The sequence below is a fragment of the Janthinobacterium sp. SUN206 genome (assembly GCF_030587305.1).
In the GTDB taxonomy this organism is placed as follows: Bacteria; Pseudomonadota; Gammaproteobacteria; order Burkholderiales; family Burkholderiaceae_D; genus Janthinobacterium; species Janthinobacterium kumbetense.
The window spans coordinates 2107138-2125617 of the sequence record NZ_JAPWIB010000001.1; the positions used below are offsets into that span (position 1 = coordinate 2107138).

Consider the following 18480-nt stretch of genomic DNA (forward strand, 5'->3'; position numbering starts at 1 on the left):
TCTCCTCCGGTGGATGCGGGTTGATTGAAAAAACGGCTTTTGATGTAATTGTGTGTAGCGTGTTTTTTGCGGTGCTTCGGTGCTGCGGGGGCCGGCTTACTCCTCCTGCCCGCGCGCGTTGAGCAGGTCGGCCAGGCTGCGCGGCGCCGGCGTCAACGGCTTGCGGTGCTGCGTCCAGCCCAGCTGCTTGCCCGGCGTCAGTGCGCGCAGCCGGGTGGCGGCCCAGCGGAACAGGCGATAACTGATCGGGCGTGCGAAGGCGCCGCTCCAGAAACGCCAGACCAGGCTTTCGCCGCGGCTGAACTTGGCCCCCTGGCCGCGCAGCGGATGCGCCACCTGCTCGCCGGGATTGCGATTGGCCTCCGTACGCAGGCGCACCAGCAGTTGCGGGATCGGGATGCGCACGGGGCACACTTCGCCGCAGGCGCCGCACAGGCTCGACGCGGTGGCCAGGTCGGCCGTCGCAGCTAGTCCCAGCAAGTGGGGCGAGATGATCTTGCCGATCGGCCCCGGATACGTGGTGCCGTAGGCGTGGCCGCCGATGCGCGTGTAGACGGGGCAATGATTCATGCAGGCGCCGCAGCGTATGCATTGCAGGGTGGCGCGCAGCTGCTCGTCGGCGTAGGCCTGGCTGCGGCCGTTGTCGAGCAAGACCAGATGCACTTCGCGCGGTCCATCCTGTTCACCGGCGCGGCGCGGGCCGGAAATCAGGTTGAAGTACGTAGTGATGGCCTGCCCCGTGGCCGAACGCGTCAAGAGGCTCGCCAGCGGCACGATATGTTCGAGCTTGGCCACCACCTTTTCCATGCCCATGATGGCGATGTGCACGTCCGGCACGGACGTCGTCAGCCGGCCATTGCCCTCGTTTTCCACCAGCCACAGGGTGCCCGTGTCGGCCGCCGCGAAGTTCACGCCCGACAGGCCAATGTCAGCTTCGACGAAGGCCTGGCGCAGCGCGCGCCGGCCCGTCTGAATCAGGCTGTCGACGTCTTCCGTGTAGGGCGCGTCGGGAATGTGCTCGGCGAACAGGCCGGCGATGTCGGCCTTGGTCTTGTGAATGGCCGGCATGACGATGTGCGACGGCTTTTCGCCGGCCAGCTGCACGATGTACTCGCCCATGTCCGACTCCAGGCAGGTCATGCCGCGCGCTTCCAGGTAGTGATTGAGCTCGATTTCCTCGCTGGCCATCGACTTGCCCTTGATGAAGCGCGTTGCCTTGGCCTTTTGCGCGATGGCGTGGATGATGGCGTTGGCCTGCTCGCCATCCTCGGCCCAGTGCACCTGCACGCCGGCCGCCGTCAGCTTGTCTTCCAGCTGCACCAGCAAGTCGGGCAGGCGCGCCAGCGCGTGCCGGCGCACGGCTTCGCCGAGGTCGCGCAGGCGTTCCAGCTCGTCGCCGTCGGGGAACTGCGCCGTGCGCTTGTCCTGCAAAAAATCCATGGCACCGCGAAAGCTCTGGCGCAGCTTCGGGTCGTCCAGCGCGGCGCGGGCGCGCGCATGAAAGTCCGCCGGCTTGACGAATTGCAGTGGCTTGGCGTTCATGGCTGGCCTCCTTCACGGGCTGGCAAGTCATCGACGATCAGCACCCACAGCCAGCGCGGGCCATGCGCGCCATAGGCGAGGGTTTGCTGGATGTCGGACGTTTTCGAGGGACCCGACACCAGCACCAGGTTCGATGGCATGCCGTCCACCCAGCGCTCGGCGCGCGCCGCCGCATGCAAGTCCGCATGCAGGGTGCTCGCATACACGAGGCAAATGTGCAGCGGCGGCGCCAGCGACACCGTGCGCGGCGTGGCCGCGTCGGGCGCGATGACCAGCGTGCCCGTGGCGGCGATGCCGGAACGGGCGACGGTAAAACCCGCGTCGACGGTGTCGAACAACTCGCCCTTCCACTGCGCCAGCGGACGCTCGAAAGAGAGCACCTCGACGCCGTCCGGCAAGGCGGCCCGCAAGGCCAGTCCTTCCCTGCTATCGGCATCCATCAGCAGGCGGCGCACGCCATGCGCACCGAGGCGCTGCGCCAGCAGGGCGGGCCAGGCATCGCCGCGCACGCAATCGACTTCCGCATGCGCGGCCTGCAGGGCGGCCTGCAGGGCGGCGATCCGGCCCCGTGGCGACAGCGGCGCTTGTGCGCGGCGCGCCAGGTAGTGCTGGTCGATGGCCGTATCGATGACGTCCACCGCCTCGGGCGTGGACGGCGCGGCGGCGCGCAGGCGTCCCAGCATGCGTTCGCGGGCAGTCAGGGCGGCGCTCATGCTTCGCCTCCCGTGCGGCGCCACAAAAAGCTGGCCAGGTGTTCGACGGGCAGCGGCGCGCCCTGGTGCTGCGCGGCGTGGCCGATGTTGAGCAGGCAGCCGCAGTCGGCCGAGACGAGCCGGCCGCAGCCCGTGGCGCAGGCCGAGGCGATCTTGTCGCTGACCATGGCGCCGGAAATATCCGGGTGCTTCAGTGAAAACGTGCCGCCGAAGCCGCAGCATTCCGATTCGCGCTGGTGTTCGATGCGCGTCACGCCGGGCAAGGCGTCGACCAGGGCCACGCCGTGCACCCGCGTGCCCATTTCGCGGCGCGCGCCGCACGAGGTGTGCAGCACCACGTTTTCATCGGCCTGCCGCGGGCCAGCCAGGGCCAGGCCGGCCACATCGAGTTGCAGCACGCAGACGAGAAATTCGCTCAGTTCATACACGCGTTCGGCAAGTTCGGCCGCCTTGGGGCCGGCGACGGGGTCGTCCTGGAACAACTGCGGCCAGTGGTGGCGCATCATGCCGGCGCAGGAGCCGGACGGCACGATCACGGGCCAGGGCTGCGCGAACAGGTCGAGCTGGGCGCGGGCCACGGCGCGCGCCTGTTCCGGGTTGCCGCTGCTGTAGGCGGGCTGGCCGCAGCAGCTCTGGCCGCGCGGATAATGCACCAGCAAGCCTTCCCGCTCCAGCAGGCGCACCGCGTCGAGCCCCGCCTGCGGCACGAACAGGTCGACCAGGCAGGTGGCGAACAGGTACACCTGGAGCGGTGCGGGTGGATAGCGGCGTGGCTGGCGCGGATCTGGCTGCATGAGTGTGTCTCCCCGGCGCTCTGTGTGTTGCTGCGGCGCCGCTGTGTGTTGTTAAGAATGACTGGTTCACGCATAATTCCAGCTTCCGCAAGCCACTTCAAATTGCTCGGACCACTTTAAAACAACACCGGAAGACATCGATGGCGACAGGCATGCAAACGCGGGGCAGGGTCGAGATGGTGATGCGCAGGCTGGAAACCGCCCTGCTGGACGGCAGCTTGCCGGCGGGCGCGCAGTTGCCGGCCGAACGCCTGCTGGCGCAGCAATATGCCGTCTCGCGCAACACCGTGCGCGAAGCGGTGCAGCGGCTGGCGGCGCGGGGCCTGGTGCGCAGCCGGCGCGGCGCCGGCGTGTTCGTGACGGATCAGCTGCGCACGGGCATGGCGTCGCCATGGAGCCAGCTGGTGGCCGACCACCCCGCCCTGCGCGACGACATCCTGGAATTTCGCCGCGTGCTGGAAGGGGCGACGGCCTACTTTGCGGCGCAGCGGGCCAGCGTGGACGAGCGCGCGCAAATCATGGCGCTGCTGGCCGAACTGGAACAGGCGCGCGCCAGCGACGACAAGCACGGCGAGGCGCAGGCCGATGCACGCCTGCATGAAGTCATCGCGCAAGCGTCGCACAACACCATGTTCCTGCACTTGCACACCAGCATCATCGGCATGCTGCGCGAACACATCACCATCAATGGCACGGGCTTGCGCCAGCAGGACGAGGCCACTTCGCTGCAACTGCTGTCGCAGCACCGCACCCTGTGCGAGGCCATCTGCGCCAGCCAGCCCGAAGAGGCGCGCACGGCCATGCAAGGCCACATCGATTTCGTGCGCACGCGCGTCACCAGCGATGACGATTGAGGCCACTGGTAGGACCAGTACAGGAGCACGGCGGCAGCAAAAACTGCTACCATCGCGCGCCGCCACTCCTTTCATCCGCCCATGACCGTCCTTAGCCACACTCATCCGCTGGTACTGCAGCTGGAAAACGACTTGCTGCCCCTGTTTCGCGCCGCCCTGCCGTCACTTGCGGCCGCTGCGCCGCAGGTGCTCGCGTCCGTCTTCGCCTTTTCCAGCGGCACGGCGAGCGCCTTCCAGGATTATCATTTCGGCATTTCCTGCCTGCTCGCGGACGTGCCCGAGGATGCCCCGGAAGAAGTCGCGCTGCTGGTCAGCGTCACGGGACTCGACGCCGGCGCCCGGCTCAGCGCACAGGTCGTCTGGGGCCAGCCCTCGGGCCGGGTGGAAATGCAGGCCGGGCTGGACGCCGACAGCCTGCAAGCCTTGCATGCGGCCCTGCCAGGCTTGCAGGCCAGCTTGCAACAGGCAGCCAGCCGGGGCAGGCCGGAAATGTGACAGGAGCATGAAAAAGTGCCAGGAAACAACAACTTACGATTTCCGTAGCGCAACTTTATTGACTTCCACTAGCCCTAGCCCCTATCCTTTCAGTTACGTTTGGTGAGAATGTGTGCATGTTCAGGCGAGCATGCAAACGGCCTCGCCTTGCCTTCACAAAAGTCCATTCCGCATTTTTATTGCAACCATCAGGGCAACGCGCCTGGACGGCCGCTGCCGGCAAATACGGAGCTGACTGCCATGCCATCGCACCACCATTTCCCCGGATCATCCTTGCTGGGCTGCGCCTTCCTGCTGGCGGCCGCGCTGCCTGTGCAGGCCCAGACCACGGACAGCACTGGCGCCACCTTCAGCGCCAATGCCAGCCTCACTTCGCAATACATTTCGCGCGGCTTCCGCCAGACCTGGGGCAAGCCGGCCCTGCAGGCGGGCGTCGACTACGCGCACCCGAGCGGCTGGTCGCTGGGCACCTGGGCTTCCACCGTCAGCGACCGCTATATCCAGGATGCAAGCGTCGAATGGGATCTGTACGGCGGCTACGGCGGCACGGTGGGCGAGCTGGGCTACAGCGTGCTCGCGTATTACTACAAGTATCCGGGCGCCGTGTACCGCGCCACAGGCGTCAGGTACGACTATGGCGAACTGTCGCTGGGCCTGACCTACCGCATGCTGTACGCCAAATACAACCATACCGTCACGCGGGACTTCTTCGGCATCACGCATGCGCGCGGCACGGGCTACCTGGACGTGGGCGCGAATGTCGACCTGGGCAATGCCTGGACCTTGAACCTGCACGCCGGCAATGGCCGCGTGGCGGGCACGGGCAATGCCATGTGGAACTGGCGCGATGCCAAGGTGGGCGTCACGCGGGCCTTCGACGGCGGCTGGAGCCTGAGTGGCGCCGTGACGCGCGCCTGGGGCGCCACCGACGCCTACGACCATTACACGCTGGGCATCCCGAATGCGGCTGGCCAGTTCGACACCTCGAACCCGGCCGCGGCCACCTTCGTGCTGGCCGTCAGCAAGACTTTCTAGGCGCGCTACCCGCGACGCCCGAGACACCGATACCCCTCCCCATCAAGGAACAGCCTCATGCAACTATCACTGAACAGTAAAATCTGCGTCGCCGCCACCGCGCTCGCCGTCCTCAGCCTCGGCGTCACGGCGGCCGTGATCGGCTACAAGAGCAGCGCCAGCGCCGAAGCAGCCGCGCTGGACCTGGCGCGCACGTCGGCACGCGAAGTGGCCGGTGCGCTGCAGGCGCGCATCGCCAGCAACCTGTCGAGCGTGTCCAGCCTGGCCGGCGCCATGCGCGGCACCAAGGGCGCGAATTTGCCCCTGCAGCGCGACCAGATCAATGAACTGACCAAGGCGACGTTGACCAGCTCGGAAGACTTGCTGGGCTCGGCCGTGACGTGGGAGCCGAACGCACTCGACGGCAAGGATGCGGAGTTTGCCAACCAGAAACCGAACTACGACGCCAGCGGCCGCTTCATGCCCTACTGGACGCGTGGGGCCGGCGGCAAGCTGCAAGTCGAGCCCATCGTCTTCGACCCGAAAGCGGGCGCCAACGACTGGTACGACGTGCCCAAGCGCACCGGCAAGACTTACTTTACGGAACCATATATCTACCCCGTGGACGGCAAGGATGTGCTGATGGCTTCGCTGGTGGCGCCCATCATGATCGACGGCAGCTTCAAGGGCACGGCCAGCGCCGACTTCATGCTCACGCGCCTGGCGAAAATCCTCGCCGACCTGAAAGTGATCGAGGGCGGCAAGCTGGCCCTGATCTCGAACGGCGGCCTGTACGCCAGCCACCCCGAGCCTGCACGGCTGGGCAAGAAGGCGGACGACGTGCCGGCCGCCGGCCTGGAAAAGGTGCGCCAGGGCCAGGCGTATGAATACGAGGATGACAAGGGCTACATCCATTTGCTGCAGCCGCTGCAGATCCACCCCGACATCGCGCCGTGGAGCGTGGAATTGAATTTCCCGAAAAGCGTGGCCACCGCCTCGGCGCGCGACCTGATGGTCTACACGCTGATCGTCGCCCTGCTGTGCGCGGCAGCCACGGCCGGCATTTTGATTCTCGTCGTCAACCAGCTGACACGCCCCCTGCGCACCCTGGGCCGCACCATGACGGACCTGTCCAGCGGCGACGCCGACCTGCGCGTCAAGCTGGAAGTCAAGGGCACCGACGAGCTGGCCGTCATCGGCAAGGGTTTCAACGCCTTCGTGGAAAAGATCCACGCCGTGCTGCTGCAAGTGCAAGCCAGTGCCGACAACGTGGCACGCGCCAGCGCGGAAATTGCGCAAGGCAATAACGACCTGTCGGCCCGCACGGAACAGCAAGCCAGCTCGCTGGAAGAAACGGCCGCCTCCGTGGAAGAACTGACGGGCACCGTCAAGGAAAATGCCGACCATGCGCGCCAGGCGAATCAACTGGCTGCTTCCGCATCGAGTGTGGCACAGAAGAGCGGCGAAGTGGTCGGCAAAGTCATAGAAACCATGACGTCGATCAATGACTCGTCAAACAAGATCGTCGACATCATCAGCGTCATCGACGGCATCGCCTTCCAGACGAATATCCTGGCGCTGAACGCGGCCGTGGAAGCGGCGCGCGCGGGCGAACAGGGGCGCGGTTTCGCCGTCGTCGCCACGGAAGTGCGCAACCTGGCGCAGCGCTCCGCCGCGGCGGCCAAGGAAATCAAGCTGCTGATCGACGATTCCGTGGGCAAGGTGGCCGCCGGCAGCAAGCTCGTCGATGAAGCGGGCGCCACCATGGAGCAAGTGGTCGACAGCGTGCGCAAGGTCACCGCCATCATGGCCGACATCAGCGTCGCCACCACCGAGCAAAGCGACGGCATCGCCCAGGTCAACCAGGCGCTGGCGCAGATGGATGGCGTGACGCAGCAAAACGCGGCCCTCGTCGAGGAAGCGGCGGCGGCCGCCGAAAGCCTGCAAGACCAGGCCAGCCATCTGGCCGAGGTGGTCAGCGTGTTCAAGCTGGGCGAGCAGGCGCGCCAGGCAACGTCGACAGCAACGCCGGCTGCAGCGCCAGCAGCGCCGCGCGCCGTGACGCCCAAGACCGCCGCGCCAGCCAAACGCCTGAGTGTTGCCAAGCCGCAAGCAGCACAGCATGCGCCAGCCAAGGCGCCGGCAGGCGATGACTGGGAAGAGTTTTAAGCCGGACCTTTCCGGCGGCGGCCGGCGCCAGATTCAGGCGCCGGCACGAATTTTATAAACGGCCAACTCAATACCTGCCTCGCGCCGGATTCGGCGTGGCACCCGCCTGTTTCTCCTCGGTGCCATTGAATGGCCGCACTTCAGATTACCTTCCTTTATTTCCCGCCGCATCAGCACCAGGAGAATGTTCTACCGCTCCTGCCGGAATTTATCCGATGACCATTTTCAATACCGGCATTGCGGCCAATTTCAAATTTCACAAAAATAAGATACGCATGTACTTTATAATATCGCCGCGTATACGGCACGCTTCCAGCCGGTTGAAGATTTACAGGAATCACGGATGAAAAAAGTATTGGCTTTATTAATGGTATCGGGCACAGTGGTATTGACTGGTTGCGGTGGCGGCGGAAACAGTAGTGCTAATGGTAGTGCTAACGGCAATGCAGACGTAGCGGTCCCGCCAGTGGTGGTAGCGCCCCCTCCAGTGGTGGTCGCACCTCCGCCTCCTCCCGCCCTGGCCGCCTATGTTGGCACCTGGACTCCCGCATGTAACGACTCTTTCCGCCAGCGCCTCGTCGTCGCCCTCAAGAACGATGGCAGCGGCGCCCTGGAAATATCGACTTACGATGAAACCTTCAGCACTGCCGATTGCAGCGGCCCCGTGCAATTTACGGAAACCACGAGTGAAAAGATTACCGCGACGCCGGATGGCGCAGGCAATATCCAGCTCAAGCTGACGGCGGACAGCCCGGCCTCGGACATCCGCATCGACAAGGTCGTATCGTCGCTGCCAGCCCACACCATCCAGATTACGGGCCCGGCCGTCACCACGGTGCTGGTCAATGGCAAACCCAATTGGCGCATCACCGATGGCAGTGGCGACACCACGGACATCCCGGATACCGGCATACAACAGGCAGTAAGTGACAACGGCGGCTTTTATTTGCGCGGTAACGAATTGTTTACCGTGATGCAAAAAGACGGTGCTTATGTGCTCGATATGCACTATGTAAAACAATAAATCAGTCAGTAATCAGCCATTGCGCCGCGTGAGCGGCGCAATGCGCACCAGTTACACCACATCCTCCCTTCATTCCCGCAAACCATTTCAGCGCATTGCCGCGACATGATCCAAATCAAGTCAGCGATAGATTCGGTGAGAATTCCTTCCTATTAATAATCCTATAATCAGGCCGCGTTGACGGCACGCACCGCTGCCGGATAAAAAGGACTCTGAATGAAAAAATTATTGGCAGTATTGGTCGGCTCGGCCGCGGCACTCCTGACCGGCTGCGGTGGCGGCGGTGGGGGTAGTTCGGCGCAGCAGCTTGCCGGCGATTCCGGTTCCACCTCGCCACTGGCCGCATATCTTGGCACGTGGCAATCGGCGTGTGACAATCACGACCGGCAAGTGCTCGTCGTCGCGCTCAAGAGCGACGGCAGCGGTTCGTTGGAACTGACGCCGACCGGCGAAACCTACTTCAAGGCCGATTGCACCGGCCCCGTGGTCGCGACGGACGGCATGAGCGCGAAAATCACCGGCAAGCCGGACGGTACAGCCGACATGCCGATCAAGCTGGCGGAAAATGCCGCGGCAACGAACTTGCGCGTCGACAAGTTCACCTCGTCGGTGCCGGCCTATACCTTCCAGCGCAGCGGCGCCACCGTGCAATATGTATTGCGCGATGGCAAACAGCAATGGTGCGTCAAGGTGGACAATGGCGAATCGTGCATGTGGGATGAGGGCATGCACGCGGCGCTGAGCGTCCCCGGCGGCCTGTCCTTGCGCGGCAACGACCTGTACTCGGTGGTGCTGGACCCGGAAAAGGGCGTGTATGTCCTGGACGTGCACTACGTGAAAAAATAAGCGCGTGATCAGCTGCAGGGCCGCCCGGCCCTGCAGTTGCCACGGTGCATCTTCTCGCCCGCCGCTTCATGGACTCGCTAGCGTGAGCGGGTATCTGTGTAAAATCAAACAGACATTGCAAAAATAAAAAGCTATCCTGTAGAAAAACAGGAGCTTGCCATGTCACACCATGCCTTTCCCCTGCCCTCCCACGCTGCACTGGACGCCCTGCTGCAGCCTCAGGACAGCGCTTTCCACCCCATCGAAGGCTTGCGGCGCTTGCGCGACGCGGGACTGGAGCAGCTGCCCCTGCCCGGCCACGGCGCCACCCTGCAGCGCTGGCAAATGCTGGCCGCCATCGCCGCCGTCGACCTCTCCCTGCTCAAGCTGTATGAAGGCCATACCGATGCGCTCGCCATCCTGGCGGAAATCGGCGGCTCCGGCGTGCCGGCCGGCAGCAGCTGGGGCGTCTGGTGCGCGGACCTGCCGGGCGCGCGCGTCCGCTTGCGGCAAACGGCCGAGGGCCGCCATGTGCTCGACGGACGCAAGGCCTGGTGTGCCGGGGCGAAGGGCCTCAGCCATGCTTTGATCAGCTGCTGGAACGACGCTGGCCAGGCTTGCCTGGCCTCGGTGACCCTGTCGCAGCCCGGCGTGCTCGTCACGGACGAAGGCTGGCAAGCCGTCGGCATGCATGCCTGCGCCAGCGTCGACGTGACTTTTTCTGCCGCGCGCGCCTTTCCCGTGGGCGCGCCGGGCGCCTATCTGCAGCGGCCCGGCTACTGGCATGGCAGCGCGGGCATCGCCGCCGCCTGGTATGGCGCGGCCTGCGCCGTCGCCAGCCACCTGCATGCGCGCGCGCAACACGCCGCGCCCGACCCCGTCCGCCTGGCGCAGCTGGGACAAATCGATTGCGTCTTGCGCGCCACCGGCGCCCTGCTGCGCGAAGGCGCCGCGGAAATCGACCAGCACCCGCAACGCGACGCCATGGGACTGGCCCTGCGCCTGCGCCTGGCAACGGAAGACGCCGCCACCCTGGTCTTGCACCTGGCCACGCGGGCGCTGGGCGCAGGCCCCCTGTGCCGCGATGCCCGTTTCGCCCGCCTGGCTGCCGACCTGCCCGTGTTCCTGCGCCAGAGCCACGCGGAACGCGACCAGTCCGTGCTGGGCGGCATCGTCGCCGGCGCAGAAGACCATCCTTGGTCGCTGTGACAAAAAAAATCGCCGGACCGGATGGACTCCGGGCCGGCGATCAGGGCTAGCCTGAAGGCTGACTGATTACTTGAGCGGCATGGCGATACCGAACATCACCGACTGGGTACGTCCGCTATCGATATTCAGATTGCTGTTGTAGTCCAGCGTGATGGTCATGCCGTTCGACAACAGCAGCTTGACGCCCAGGCCCGCCGTCCAGTTGCCCGTCTGCTGCGGCACTGTGCGGATCACGTACACGGGACCGTCGGCCACCAGGTCGGCATACGCCAGGCGCGCATCATCGGCGCCCTGGAACTGGTGGCGGTACTCGAGCCGCGCGCGCGGGAACCACGTGCCCAGACCACCGACATAGATACCCTCGGCCCGCACACCCAGCGCGCCGATGCGCGAACGCACCGTCTGCTTGAAGTAGCTCAGGGCGTTGATGCCCGCCGCCTTCTCCGTGTACGGATCGAGCTTGGCCGACATCAGTTCCACGCGGCCATACGGCGACCACATCCAGGTTTCCTGGCGCATCTCGATACCGCCCACCAACGCGCCGAACACTTGCTTGCCGTCGCGTTCGCCCGTGGCGAAACCGCTGCCATCGGTCAAGTAGCGCGACGCGTCGTATTGCAGGGTGCCATAGCCGAGCACGCCGTCAAGGAAGACGCCCTTGCTCGGACGCAGGCTGCCATACACGGCCGCCACGGCGCTGTCGGCCGTGCTGCGGCTGCCGTTCTGGCCCACGTCGCTGCGGTCATGGCTGAAACCGGCACCCACGCCCAGGGTCGCCAGGTCGCTCAAACGGTAATCGCCGCCCACGCTCACGCCATTCGTGCGGAAGCGGAAGCCCGTGTCGCGGCCATTCACATAATGCTGGCCGAAATCGACCGCGCCACCGAGCCACAGCGACAGCGCCTGTTTCTGCGTGTCCGGCTTCTGCGGCATGTCCGGCAAGCCATTCGTTGCCTGGCTGACATCCGTGCCGCCCACCGCCTTATCGCTGCTGAAACCGGCATCCGGCTGGCGCAGGGACGCCTTGCGCATGAACGGTTTCACGGCCGTGCCGAACACGCGGTCCGCTTCCTGCTCTTGCCAGCGCGCCAGCGCTGCCGTCGGATTGCCGCTGTCGTTCGGCGGCGTCAGGCTCAGGCCAAAGTTCGACCGTCCCCAGCCATCGCCATGCAGGCTTTCCAGGCGCTGCGTGAAGTTCGACAGCTGCGCCGTGGCGAAGCGCCGCGCCGCATCGGCTTGCGCCGCTTGCAAGCCGATCACTTCCGGATCGAGCGACGGGTCGCGCCGCGCCGTCACGGTCACGTTGACCACGCCCGGCTTCGAGGTGGCAAAGGCATTGCTCAGGGTGTAGCTGACGACGGCCGCGCCGGCAAACTTGCCCGAAGCCGCAAAGCTCAGCTGGTACGACGGCTTGCCGGCCGTGCCCACGTCGCGCACCACCACCTTGCCCGCCTCGGCCGGCGCCACGCTCAGCACATTGGCCGCCGTGAACGGGCCGCCCGTGGCGCCCGCCGTCAGGTCGACCGTCACCGTCAGGCCCGCCACCACCGTGGCGCTCTGGCTGGCCACCTGCGGCATCGGATTGACGCTGATGGTCGCTTTCACCGGTGCCGAGGTGCCGAACACGTTCGACACGGTGTAGCCGATGCTGATGTCGCCGCTGGTGTTGATGCCTGGCGTGTAGACGATGTCCATGCCATTGACGACTGCCGTGCCGCTGGCTGGCTGCGTAGTGATGGCCACGGCCGTGAACGGGCCGCCGGTCGCGCCCTGCGTCACCTGCAGGGTCACCGGCGTACCGGCCAGTACCGTCGCCGTCTTGGCGACAGGCACCGGCACCGGTTGCGGCGCCACCGTCACGCTGACCGTGGCCGGCGCGGAGGTGCCGCCTGGACCCGTCGCCGTGTAGCTGAAGCTGTCCGGACCGAAGTAGTTGGCATTCGGCACATACGTCACCTTGAAACTCGCACCGGCGACGGCGCGCGCCATGCGCGCCGAGGCACCGCTCGAGACCACCGTAACGCGCCCGTGCTGCGGCGGCGTGACGATGGTCACGTCCGTGATTGGGCTGCCATCCGTGGAAGCGATGGTCAGGCTCACTTCCTGGTTGGCCGAGGTGGTCGCCGTTTCATTGGGCACCGGTGGCGGCGCCTGGTTCACCTGCAGGGTCAGCGCTTGCTGCACCGTGAACTGGTGCGCGTCCTTCGCCTGCAAGGTGAAGGCGAAGCTGCCCGCCACCGTCGGCGTGCCGCTGACGATGCCGGTCGCCGCGTCGAGCGCCAGGCCGGTCGGCAAGGCGCCGCTGCTCAGGGAGTACACGTAAGGCGCAACACCGCCGGCCGCCGTGAATGGCTGGCTATACGCGTCGCCCGCACGGATCGCCGCCAAACTGGCCGGCGTCAGGGTCAGGGTGGGCGCAGCTACCGTCAGCGTGTAGTTTTTGCTGAGGCTGAATGGCGCACCCACGCCCGTGCTGCTGTCGGTGACCTTGATGCTGAACGGGAAACTGCCCGCCGCATTCGTCGTGCCGGACAGCACGCCCGTAGCCGTATTCAGGCTCAGGCCCACGGGCAAGGTGCCCACCACGGCATAGCTGTACGGCGCCGTGCCGCCCGTCCCCGTCAGGGTCGTGCTGTAGGCCGCTTCCGCCGTCGGATTGGGCAAGCTGGCCGGGTTCAGCGCCAGTACCGCCGAAGCGACGGACAGCGTGTAGCTCTTCGTCCCCGTGAATTGACGCGAATCCGTCACTTGCACCACCAGCGCAAAATCGCCAGCCGCCGTAGGCGTGCCGCTCAAGACGCCGCTGGCGTTCGAGCTCATGCCGGCAGGCAGGCTGCCCGTTATCGCGAACGTGTACGGACCGACACCGCCGCTGGCCGTCAGTTGCTGGCTGTACGCGGTGGCAACGGTTGCCCCCGGCAAGCTGGCCGGGGTGACGCCGATGGCCGAGGTCACGGTCAAGGTATACGTTTGAGTTGCCTGGGCATTGACCCCTGCGACCGCGGCTTGCGTCGCGGTGATGGTGCTGGTGCCGGCGCTGACCGGAGTGATGACGCCGGTGCCGCTGACAGTCGCCACGCCCGCGTTCGAGCTGGTATAGCTCAAGGCGCCATAACTGCCGCCCGTCAGGCTGGAGGTCGCCGCATTGCTGAAGTTGTTGCCCAATGGAACGGATGCCGCGGTCGGTGTCGCAAACGTGATGACACCGGTCGGGATATACGTAAATTGGTCCGCCGCGCCGCTGGCGCTGGTGCCGCCAACCGTGGTCACCTTCACGTCCACCACGCCCAGGCTGCCCGATGGACTCGTGGCCGTGATCTGCGTGGCGCCGTTGACGACAAAGCTGCCGGCATTGCTGCCGCCGAATCGCACTGCCGTGGCACCTGTAAAGCCGGTACCGGTGATGACCACGCTGGTGCCGCCGGCGATGGGGCCGAAGGCAGGTGAAATGCCGCTGACTGCCGGCGCCACCACATACGTGAACTGGTCCGACGCGCTGGTGGCGCTCGTGCCACCGACAGTGGTGACGCGCACGTCCACCGTGCCGGCACCAGCTGGCGCCGTGGCCGTGATCTGCGTGGCGCTATTGACGGTGAAACTCGTCGCCGCCGCACCGCCAAACGTCACTGCCGTCGCGCCGCCAAGGCCCGCGCCGCTGATAACGACACTGCTGCCGCCCGTCGTTGGACCGGAGGCCGGGGAAATACCGCTCACCACCGGCGCCCCCACATACGTGAACTGGTCGTTCGCGCTGGTGGCGCTCGTGCCACCGGTGGTGGTGATGCGCACGTCCACCGTGCCCGTGCCGGCTGGCGCCGTCGCCGTGATCTGCGTGGCGCTGTTGACCGTAAAGCCCACCGCTGCCGTGCCGCCGAACGTCACCGCCGTCGCGCCACTGAAATTCGTGCCGCTGACAGTGACCGTGGTGCCGCCAGTGACCGGGCCGGAGGTGGGCGAAATGCTGCTCACCGCCGGTGCTGCCACGTACGTAAATTGGTCCGCCGCGCTGGTGGCGCTCGTGCCGCCGATGGTGGTGACGCGCACGTCCACCGTGCCCGTGCCGGCTGGCGCCGTCGCCGTGATCTGCGTGGCGCTATTGACGGTAAAGCCCGCCGCTGCCGTGCCGCCGAACGTCACCGCCGTCGCGCCACTGAAATTCGTGCCGCTGATGGTGACCGTGCTCCCCCCCGCGGCGGGACCGGCCGTGGGCGAAATGCTGCTCACCACCGGTGCGCCCACATACGTGAACTGGTCATTCACGCTGGTGGCGCTCGTGCCACCGGTGGTGGTGATGCGCACGTCCACCGTGCCGGCACCGGCTGGCGCCGTCGCCGTGATCTGCGTGGCGCTGTTGACGGTAAAGCCGGAGGCGGCCGCTCCACCGAACGTCACCGCCGTCGCGCCACTGAGATTCGTGCCGCTGATGGTGACCGTGGTACCGCCAGCAGCCGGGCCGGCCGTGGGCGAAATGCTGCTCACCACCGGTGCCGCCACGTACGTAAATTGGTCCGCCGCGCTGGTGGCGCTGGTGCCGCCGATGGTGGTGATGCGCACGTCCACCGTGCCCGCGCCGGCTGGCGCCGTCGCCGTGATCTGCGTGGCGCTATTGACCGTAAAGCCCGTCGCTGCCGTGGCGCCGAAGGTCACCGCCGTCGCGCCACTGAAATTCGTGCCACTGATGGTGACCGTGGTGCCGCCGGCAGCCGGGCCGGCCGTGGGCGAAATGCTGCTCACCACCGGTACTGCCACGTACGTAAATTGGTCCGCCGCGCTGGTGGCGCTGGTGCCGCCGATGGTGGTGATGCGCACATCCACCGTGCCGGAACCGGCTGGCGCCGTCGCCGTGATCTGCGTGGCGCTGTTGACGGTAAAGCCGATGGCTGCCGTGCCACCGAACGTCACCGCCGTCGCGCCACTGAAATTCGTGCCGCTGATGGTGACCGTGCTGCCGCCTGCGATGGGGCCAGCAGTAGGCGACAGGCTCGTCACCGTCGGCACCGCCACGTAGGTAAATTGATCGGCCGCGCTGGTGGCGCTGGTGCCGCCCGACGTGGTCACGCGCACATCCACCGTGCCCGTGCCGGCTGGCGCCGTCGCAGTGATCTGCGTGGCGCTGTTGACCGTAAAGCCGATGGCGGCAGTAGCGCCGAATCTCACCGCCGTCGCGCCACTGAAATTCGTGCCGCTGATGGTGACCGTGCTCCCCCCCGCGGCGGGACCGGCCGTGGGCGAAATGCTGCTCACCACCGGTGCTGCCACGTAGGTGAATTGGTCCGCAGCGCTGGTGGCGCTGGTACCGCCGACCGTCGTGACGCGCACGTCCACCGTGCCCGTGCCGGCTGGCGCCGTCGCCGTGATCTGCGTGGCGCTGTTGACCGTGTAGCCGGTCGCCGCCGTGGCGCCGAAGGTCACCGCCGTCGTGGTGGAAAAGTTCGTGCCACTGATGACGACCGTGGCGCCGCCGCCTGCCGGCCCCGCAGTGGGCGAAATGCTCGTCACTGTCGGCAATGCCACAAAGGTGTACTGGTCGTTCGCGCTGGTGGCGCTGGTGCCGCCGGGCGTCGTGACGCGCACATCCACCGTGCCCGTACCGGCTGGCGCCGTCGCCGTGATCTGCGTGGCGCTGTTGACCGTGTAGCCGGTCGCCGCCGTCGCGCCGAAGGTCACCGCCGTCGCGCCGGTAAAGTTCGAGCCGTTGATGGTGACCGTGGTGCCGCCACCGCCTGGGCCCGCCGTCGGCGAAATACTGGTGATCGCTGGTGCCGGAACATAGGTGAACTGGTTTGACGGATCGGCGGCGTTGGTGCCGCCTGGCGTAGTGACGAATACGTTCACGACACCGGTGCCGGCTGGCGACGTGGCGGTGATGGTCGTGGAATTGAGCACGGTAACGCTGAGGCCATTGTTGCTGCCGAATTTGAGCGCCGTTGCGCCGGTAAAGCCGGTACCGGTAATGGTGACGGCGGTGCCGCCGCTAACCGGACCGAGCGCAGGCGACACACCTGTGACGGCAGGCGGCGGCTGGGCATTGATCACCAGGGAATAGCTTCTGGACGTGTTGTATGGTCCATTGCCGCCCGTGCTGTCCGTCGATTTCATCACAAAGTTGTAGGTGCCCAAAGCACCGGGCGTGCCCGAGAGCAAGCCGCTGCCCGACAGGGTGAGGCCCGCCGGCAGGCTGCCCGATTCCACCACATACGCAAAGGGCCCGGTGCCGTTCGCGGTCGACATCTGCTGGCTGTAGGGCACCGACAATCCGCCTGCCGCCAGCACCGTGGGCGTGATGGACAGGGTGGGCACGGCGATCGACACGGAGTAATTCTTGGTGACGGTCAGCGGCGTGCCTGAGGTCGAGTCGGTCACCTTGATGCCGAACACATAGGCGCCGGTCGCCGTCACGGTGCCGGAAATCACGCCGGTCGACGACACAGTGATGCCAGGTGGCAAAGCACCAGAGACAAGCGCGTAGTTGTAAGGCGCGACACCGCCGGTCGACGACATCGCCTGGCTGTACGCCACGCCGATCACGGGCGCCGATATGCTGCCCGGTGTCACGGTGAAGGCAGCCGCAGGGGGCAGGACGGTCACCGTAAAAGTCACCGCCTTGCTGTCTTCATCCCACAGGACAAAGCTGTCGGACAGCGCCCCGTCGCCATTATTGATATAGGTCGCAATACCGGTACCGTTATTGACGAGACCAGTAATCGTGCCGTGCAAGGCAGTCGCGCCATTGTCCGTCAGGCCAAATGAGCTACACAGCGACAAATCGATGACATAGGAGTCGCCTGATGCGACAGTAAAACTCCTCTGATTGGGAATACATTTCGTGCTCGGATCGCCGTTGGCTGCCTGCGCCGGGCCTGCGCCAAGCGCCAGCATCAGCAAGCACAGCGTAACGCTGCAATACAGGAAACGGCCAAACGCTGATGCCAGGCCTACCCGGCGAGCCGCTGCCGGCCCTCGAATTCCTGCGACAAAAGCAAGGAACAAAAAATGTGCCGGACGGGCGACGATATCGTTGCAAATACGCAACATGATTTCTCCAATACAGAGTTTTTTGGACAAAAAGAACCATGGATTCAGGCTGCAAGCGATCCCCATTCAGGGCTCTTCCAGAGGGCCAACAGATGTTGACGCTTGCCATACGACAACGTATGCTACCTCGAGATTTCAATAAAGTAACTATAACAAAAAGGGTTTTTCAAAAAACAATATTGATTGCAAATGGAAAATATTATTCCTTTAACATTCAATAACATTCCAACAGCGGGAGAACGATGATGGCTGAAGTGTATTTGGGACAAATCATGATGAGCGGATTTGCGTTTGCACCGCGTGGATTTGCAGCATGTAACGGGCAATTGCTGCCAATTACGCAGAATCAGGCACTGTTTGCCCTGTTGGGTACCTTTTACGGGGGGAACGGCACGACCAACTTTGCATTGCCAAATTTACAAGGCAGCACCCCTGTCGGCTCGGGCAGTTCGGTGGACGCTTCCTGGCAACCCGTCCCCTACCAGGTCGGCGCTCGTAACGGCGCGGAAGCTATCACTTTGACACTGAGTCAGATTCCACCGCATACGCACGCGGCCAATGCGCTGACCACGCCAGGCACTACAAAGAACCCGACCAACACCCTGTATGGCGGCAGCGGCACGGAAGCCATCTATGGCACGGCAGGCCCGCAAGTGCCCTTGAACAACCTGGTTCTGGCCCAGACGGGCGGCAGCCTGCCGCATAACAATATGCAGCCCTTCCAGGTACTCAATTTCAATATCGCCCTGAACGGCGTCTTCCCATCGCGCAACTAACATGCCAGCCACTTCCCACGGAGCAAAGTC

12 protein-coding genes and 1 pseudogene are annotated in these 18480 nt (G+C 65.4%); 9 read left to right on the forward strand and 4 right to left on the reverse strand.

Annotated elements, in window-relative coordinates:
- Nucleotides 1–96 precede the first annotated feature (96 nt).
- Genes O3300_RS09550 through O3300_RS09560 form a run of 3 tightly spaced genes read right to left on the reverse strand, consistent with a single transcriptional unit; the run spans nt 97 to nt 3049 of the window.
- Nucleotides 97–1542, reverse strand: a complete 1446-nt coding sequence (locus tag O3300_RS09550; RefSeq protein WP_305052782.1) for a LutB/LldF family L-lactate oxidation iron-sulfur protein — start codon at nt 1540–1542, stop codon at nt 97–99.
- Nucleotides 1539–2255, reverse strand: a complete 717-nt coding sequence (locus O3300_RS09555; RefSeq protein WP_305052783.1) for an LUD domain-containing protein — start codon at nt 2253–2255, stop codon at nt 1539–1541. The genes O3300_RS09550 and O3300_RS09555 overlap by 4 nt, the downstream gene beginning before the upstream one ends.
- Nucleotides 2252–3049, reverse strand: coding sequence for a (Fe-S)-binding protein (locus O3300_RS09560; RefSeq protein WP_305052784.1), 798 nt, complete (start codon nt 3047–3049; stop codon nt 2252–2254). Before O3300_RS09560 ends, O3300_RS09555 begins: the two co-directional genes overlap by 4 nt.
- Before the next feature lie 152 nt (nt 3050–3201).
- Here O3300_RS09560 and O3300_RS09565 point away from each other — a divergent pair, with 152 nt between their 5' ends.
- The 7 genes from O3300_RS09565 (at nt 3202) to O3300_RS09595 (ending at nt 10639) form a co-directional block, all read left to right on the forward strand.
- Complete coding sequence (locus O3300_RS09565; protein WP_257218899.1) at nt 3202–3903, forward strand: FadR/GntR family transcriptional regulator; 702 nt, start codon at nt 3202–3204, stop codon at nt 3901–3903.
- A gap of 81 nt (nt 3904–3984) precedes the next feature.
- Nucleotides 3985–4398, forward strand: coding sequence for a hypothetical protein (locus O3300_RS09570; RefSeq protein ID WP_305052785.1), 414 nt, complete (start codon nt 3985–3987; stop codon nt 4396–4398).
- A gap of 240 nt (nt 4399–4638) precedes the next feature.
- The gene (locus O3300_RS09575; protein ID WP_305052786.1) at nt 4639–5433 is read left to right on the forward strand and encodes a TorF family putative porin; all 795 of its coding nucleotides are present in this window, start codon (nt 4639–4641) and stop codon (nt 5431–5433) included.
- A gap of 57 nt (nt 5434–5490) precedes the next feature.
- Nucleotides 5491–7581 carry a methyl-accepting chemotaxis protein gene (locus tag O3300_RS09580; RefSeq protein ID WP_099667051.1) on the forward strand — a complete coding sequence of 697 codons (2091 nt, stop codon included), beginning with the start codon at nt 5491–5493 and terminating at the stop codon, nt 7579–7581.
- Between the two features lie 343 nt (nt 7582–7924).
- Nucleotides 7925–8605 (forward strand): hypothetical protein, encoded by a 681-nt coding sequence (locus tag O3300_RS09585; protein WP_305052787.1) that lies wholly within the window; start codon nt 7925–7927, stop codon nt 8603–8605.
- A gap of 216 nt (nt 8606–8821) precedes the next feature.
- A complete protein-coding gene (locus tag O3300_RS09590) occupies nt 8822–9451 on the forward strand; it encodes a hypothetical protein (RefSeq protein ID WP_289898533.1) in 630 nt (209 codons plus the stop codon).
- A gap of 159 nt (nt 9452–9610) precedes the next feature.
- On the forward strand, nt 9611–10639 hold the full coding sequence (locus O3300_RS09595) for an acyl-CoA dehydrogenase (protein WP_305052788.1): 1029 nt from the start codon (nt 9611–9613) through the stop codon (nt 10637–10639).
- A gap of 66 nt (nt 10640–10705) precedes the next feature.
- Here the strand turns inward: O3300_RS09595 and O3300_RS09600 are convergent, their stop codons facing one another.
- Entirely contained in the window at nt 10706–17356 is a 6651-nt protein-coding gene (locus tag O3300_RS09600; RefSeq protein ID WP_305052789.1) for an IPT/TIG domain-containing protein, read from the reverse strand.
- Nucleotides 17357–17949: 593 nt separating this feature from the next.
- Here O3300_RS09600 and O3300_RS09605 point away from each other — a divergent pair.
- Both O3300_RS09605 and O3300_RS09610 read left to right on the forward strand, forming a co-directional pair.
- Nucleotides 17950–18048 (forward strand): annotated as a pseudogene (locus tag O3300_RS09605) (tail fiber protein); the annotation flags it as partial.
- Between the two features lie 144 nt (nt 18049–18192).
- Nucleotides 18193–18450, forward strand: a complete 258-nt coding sequence (locus tag O3300_RS09610) for a phage tail protein (RefSeq protein WP_257219084.1) — start codon at nt 18193–18195, stop codon at nt 18448–18450.
- Nucleotides 18451–18480 lie beyond the last annotated feature (30 nt).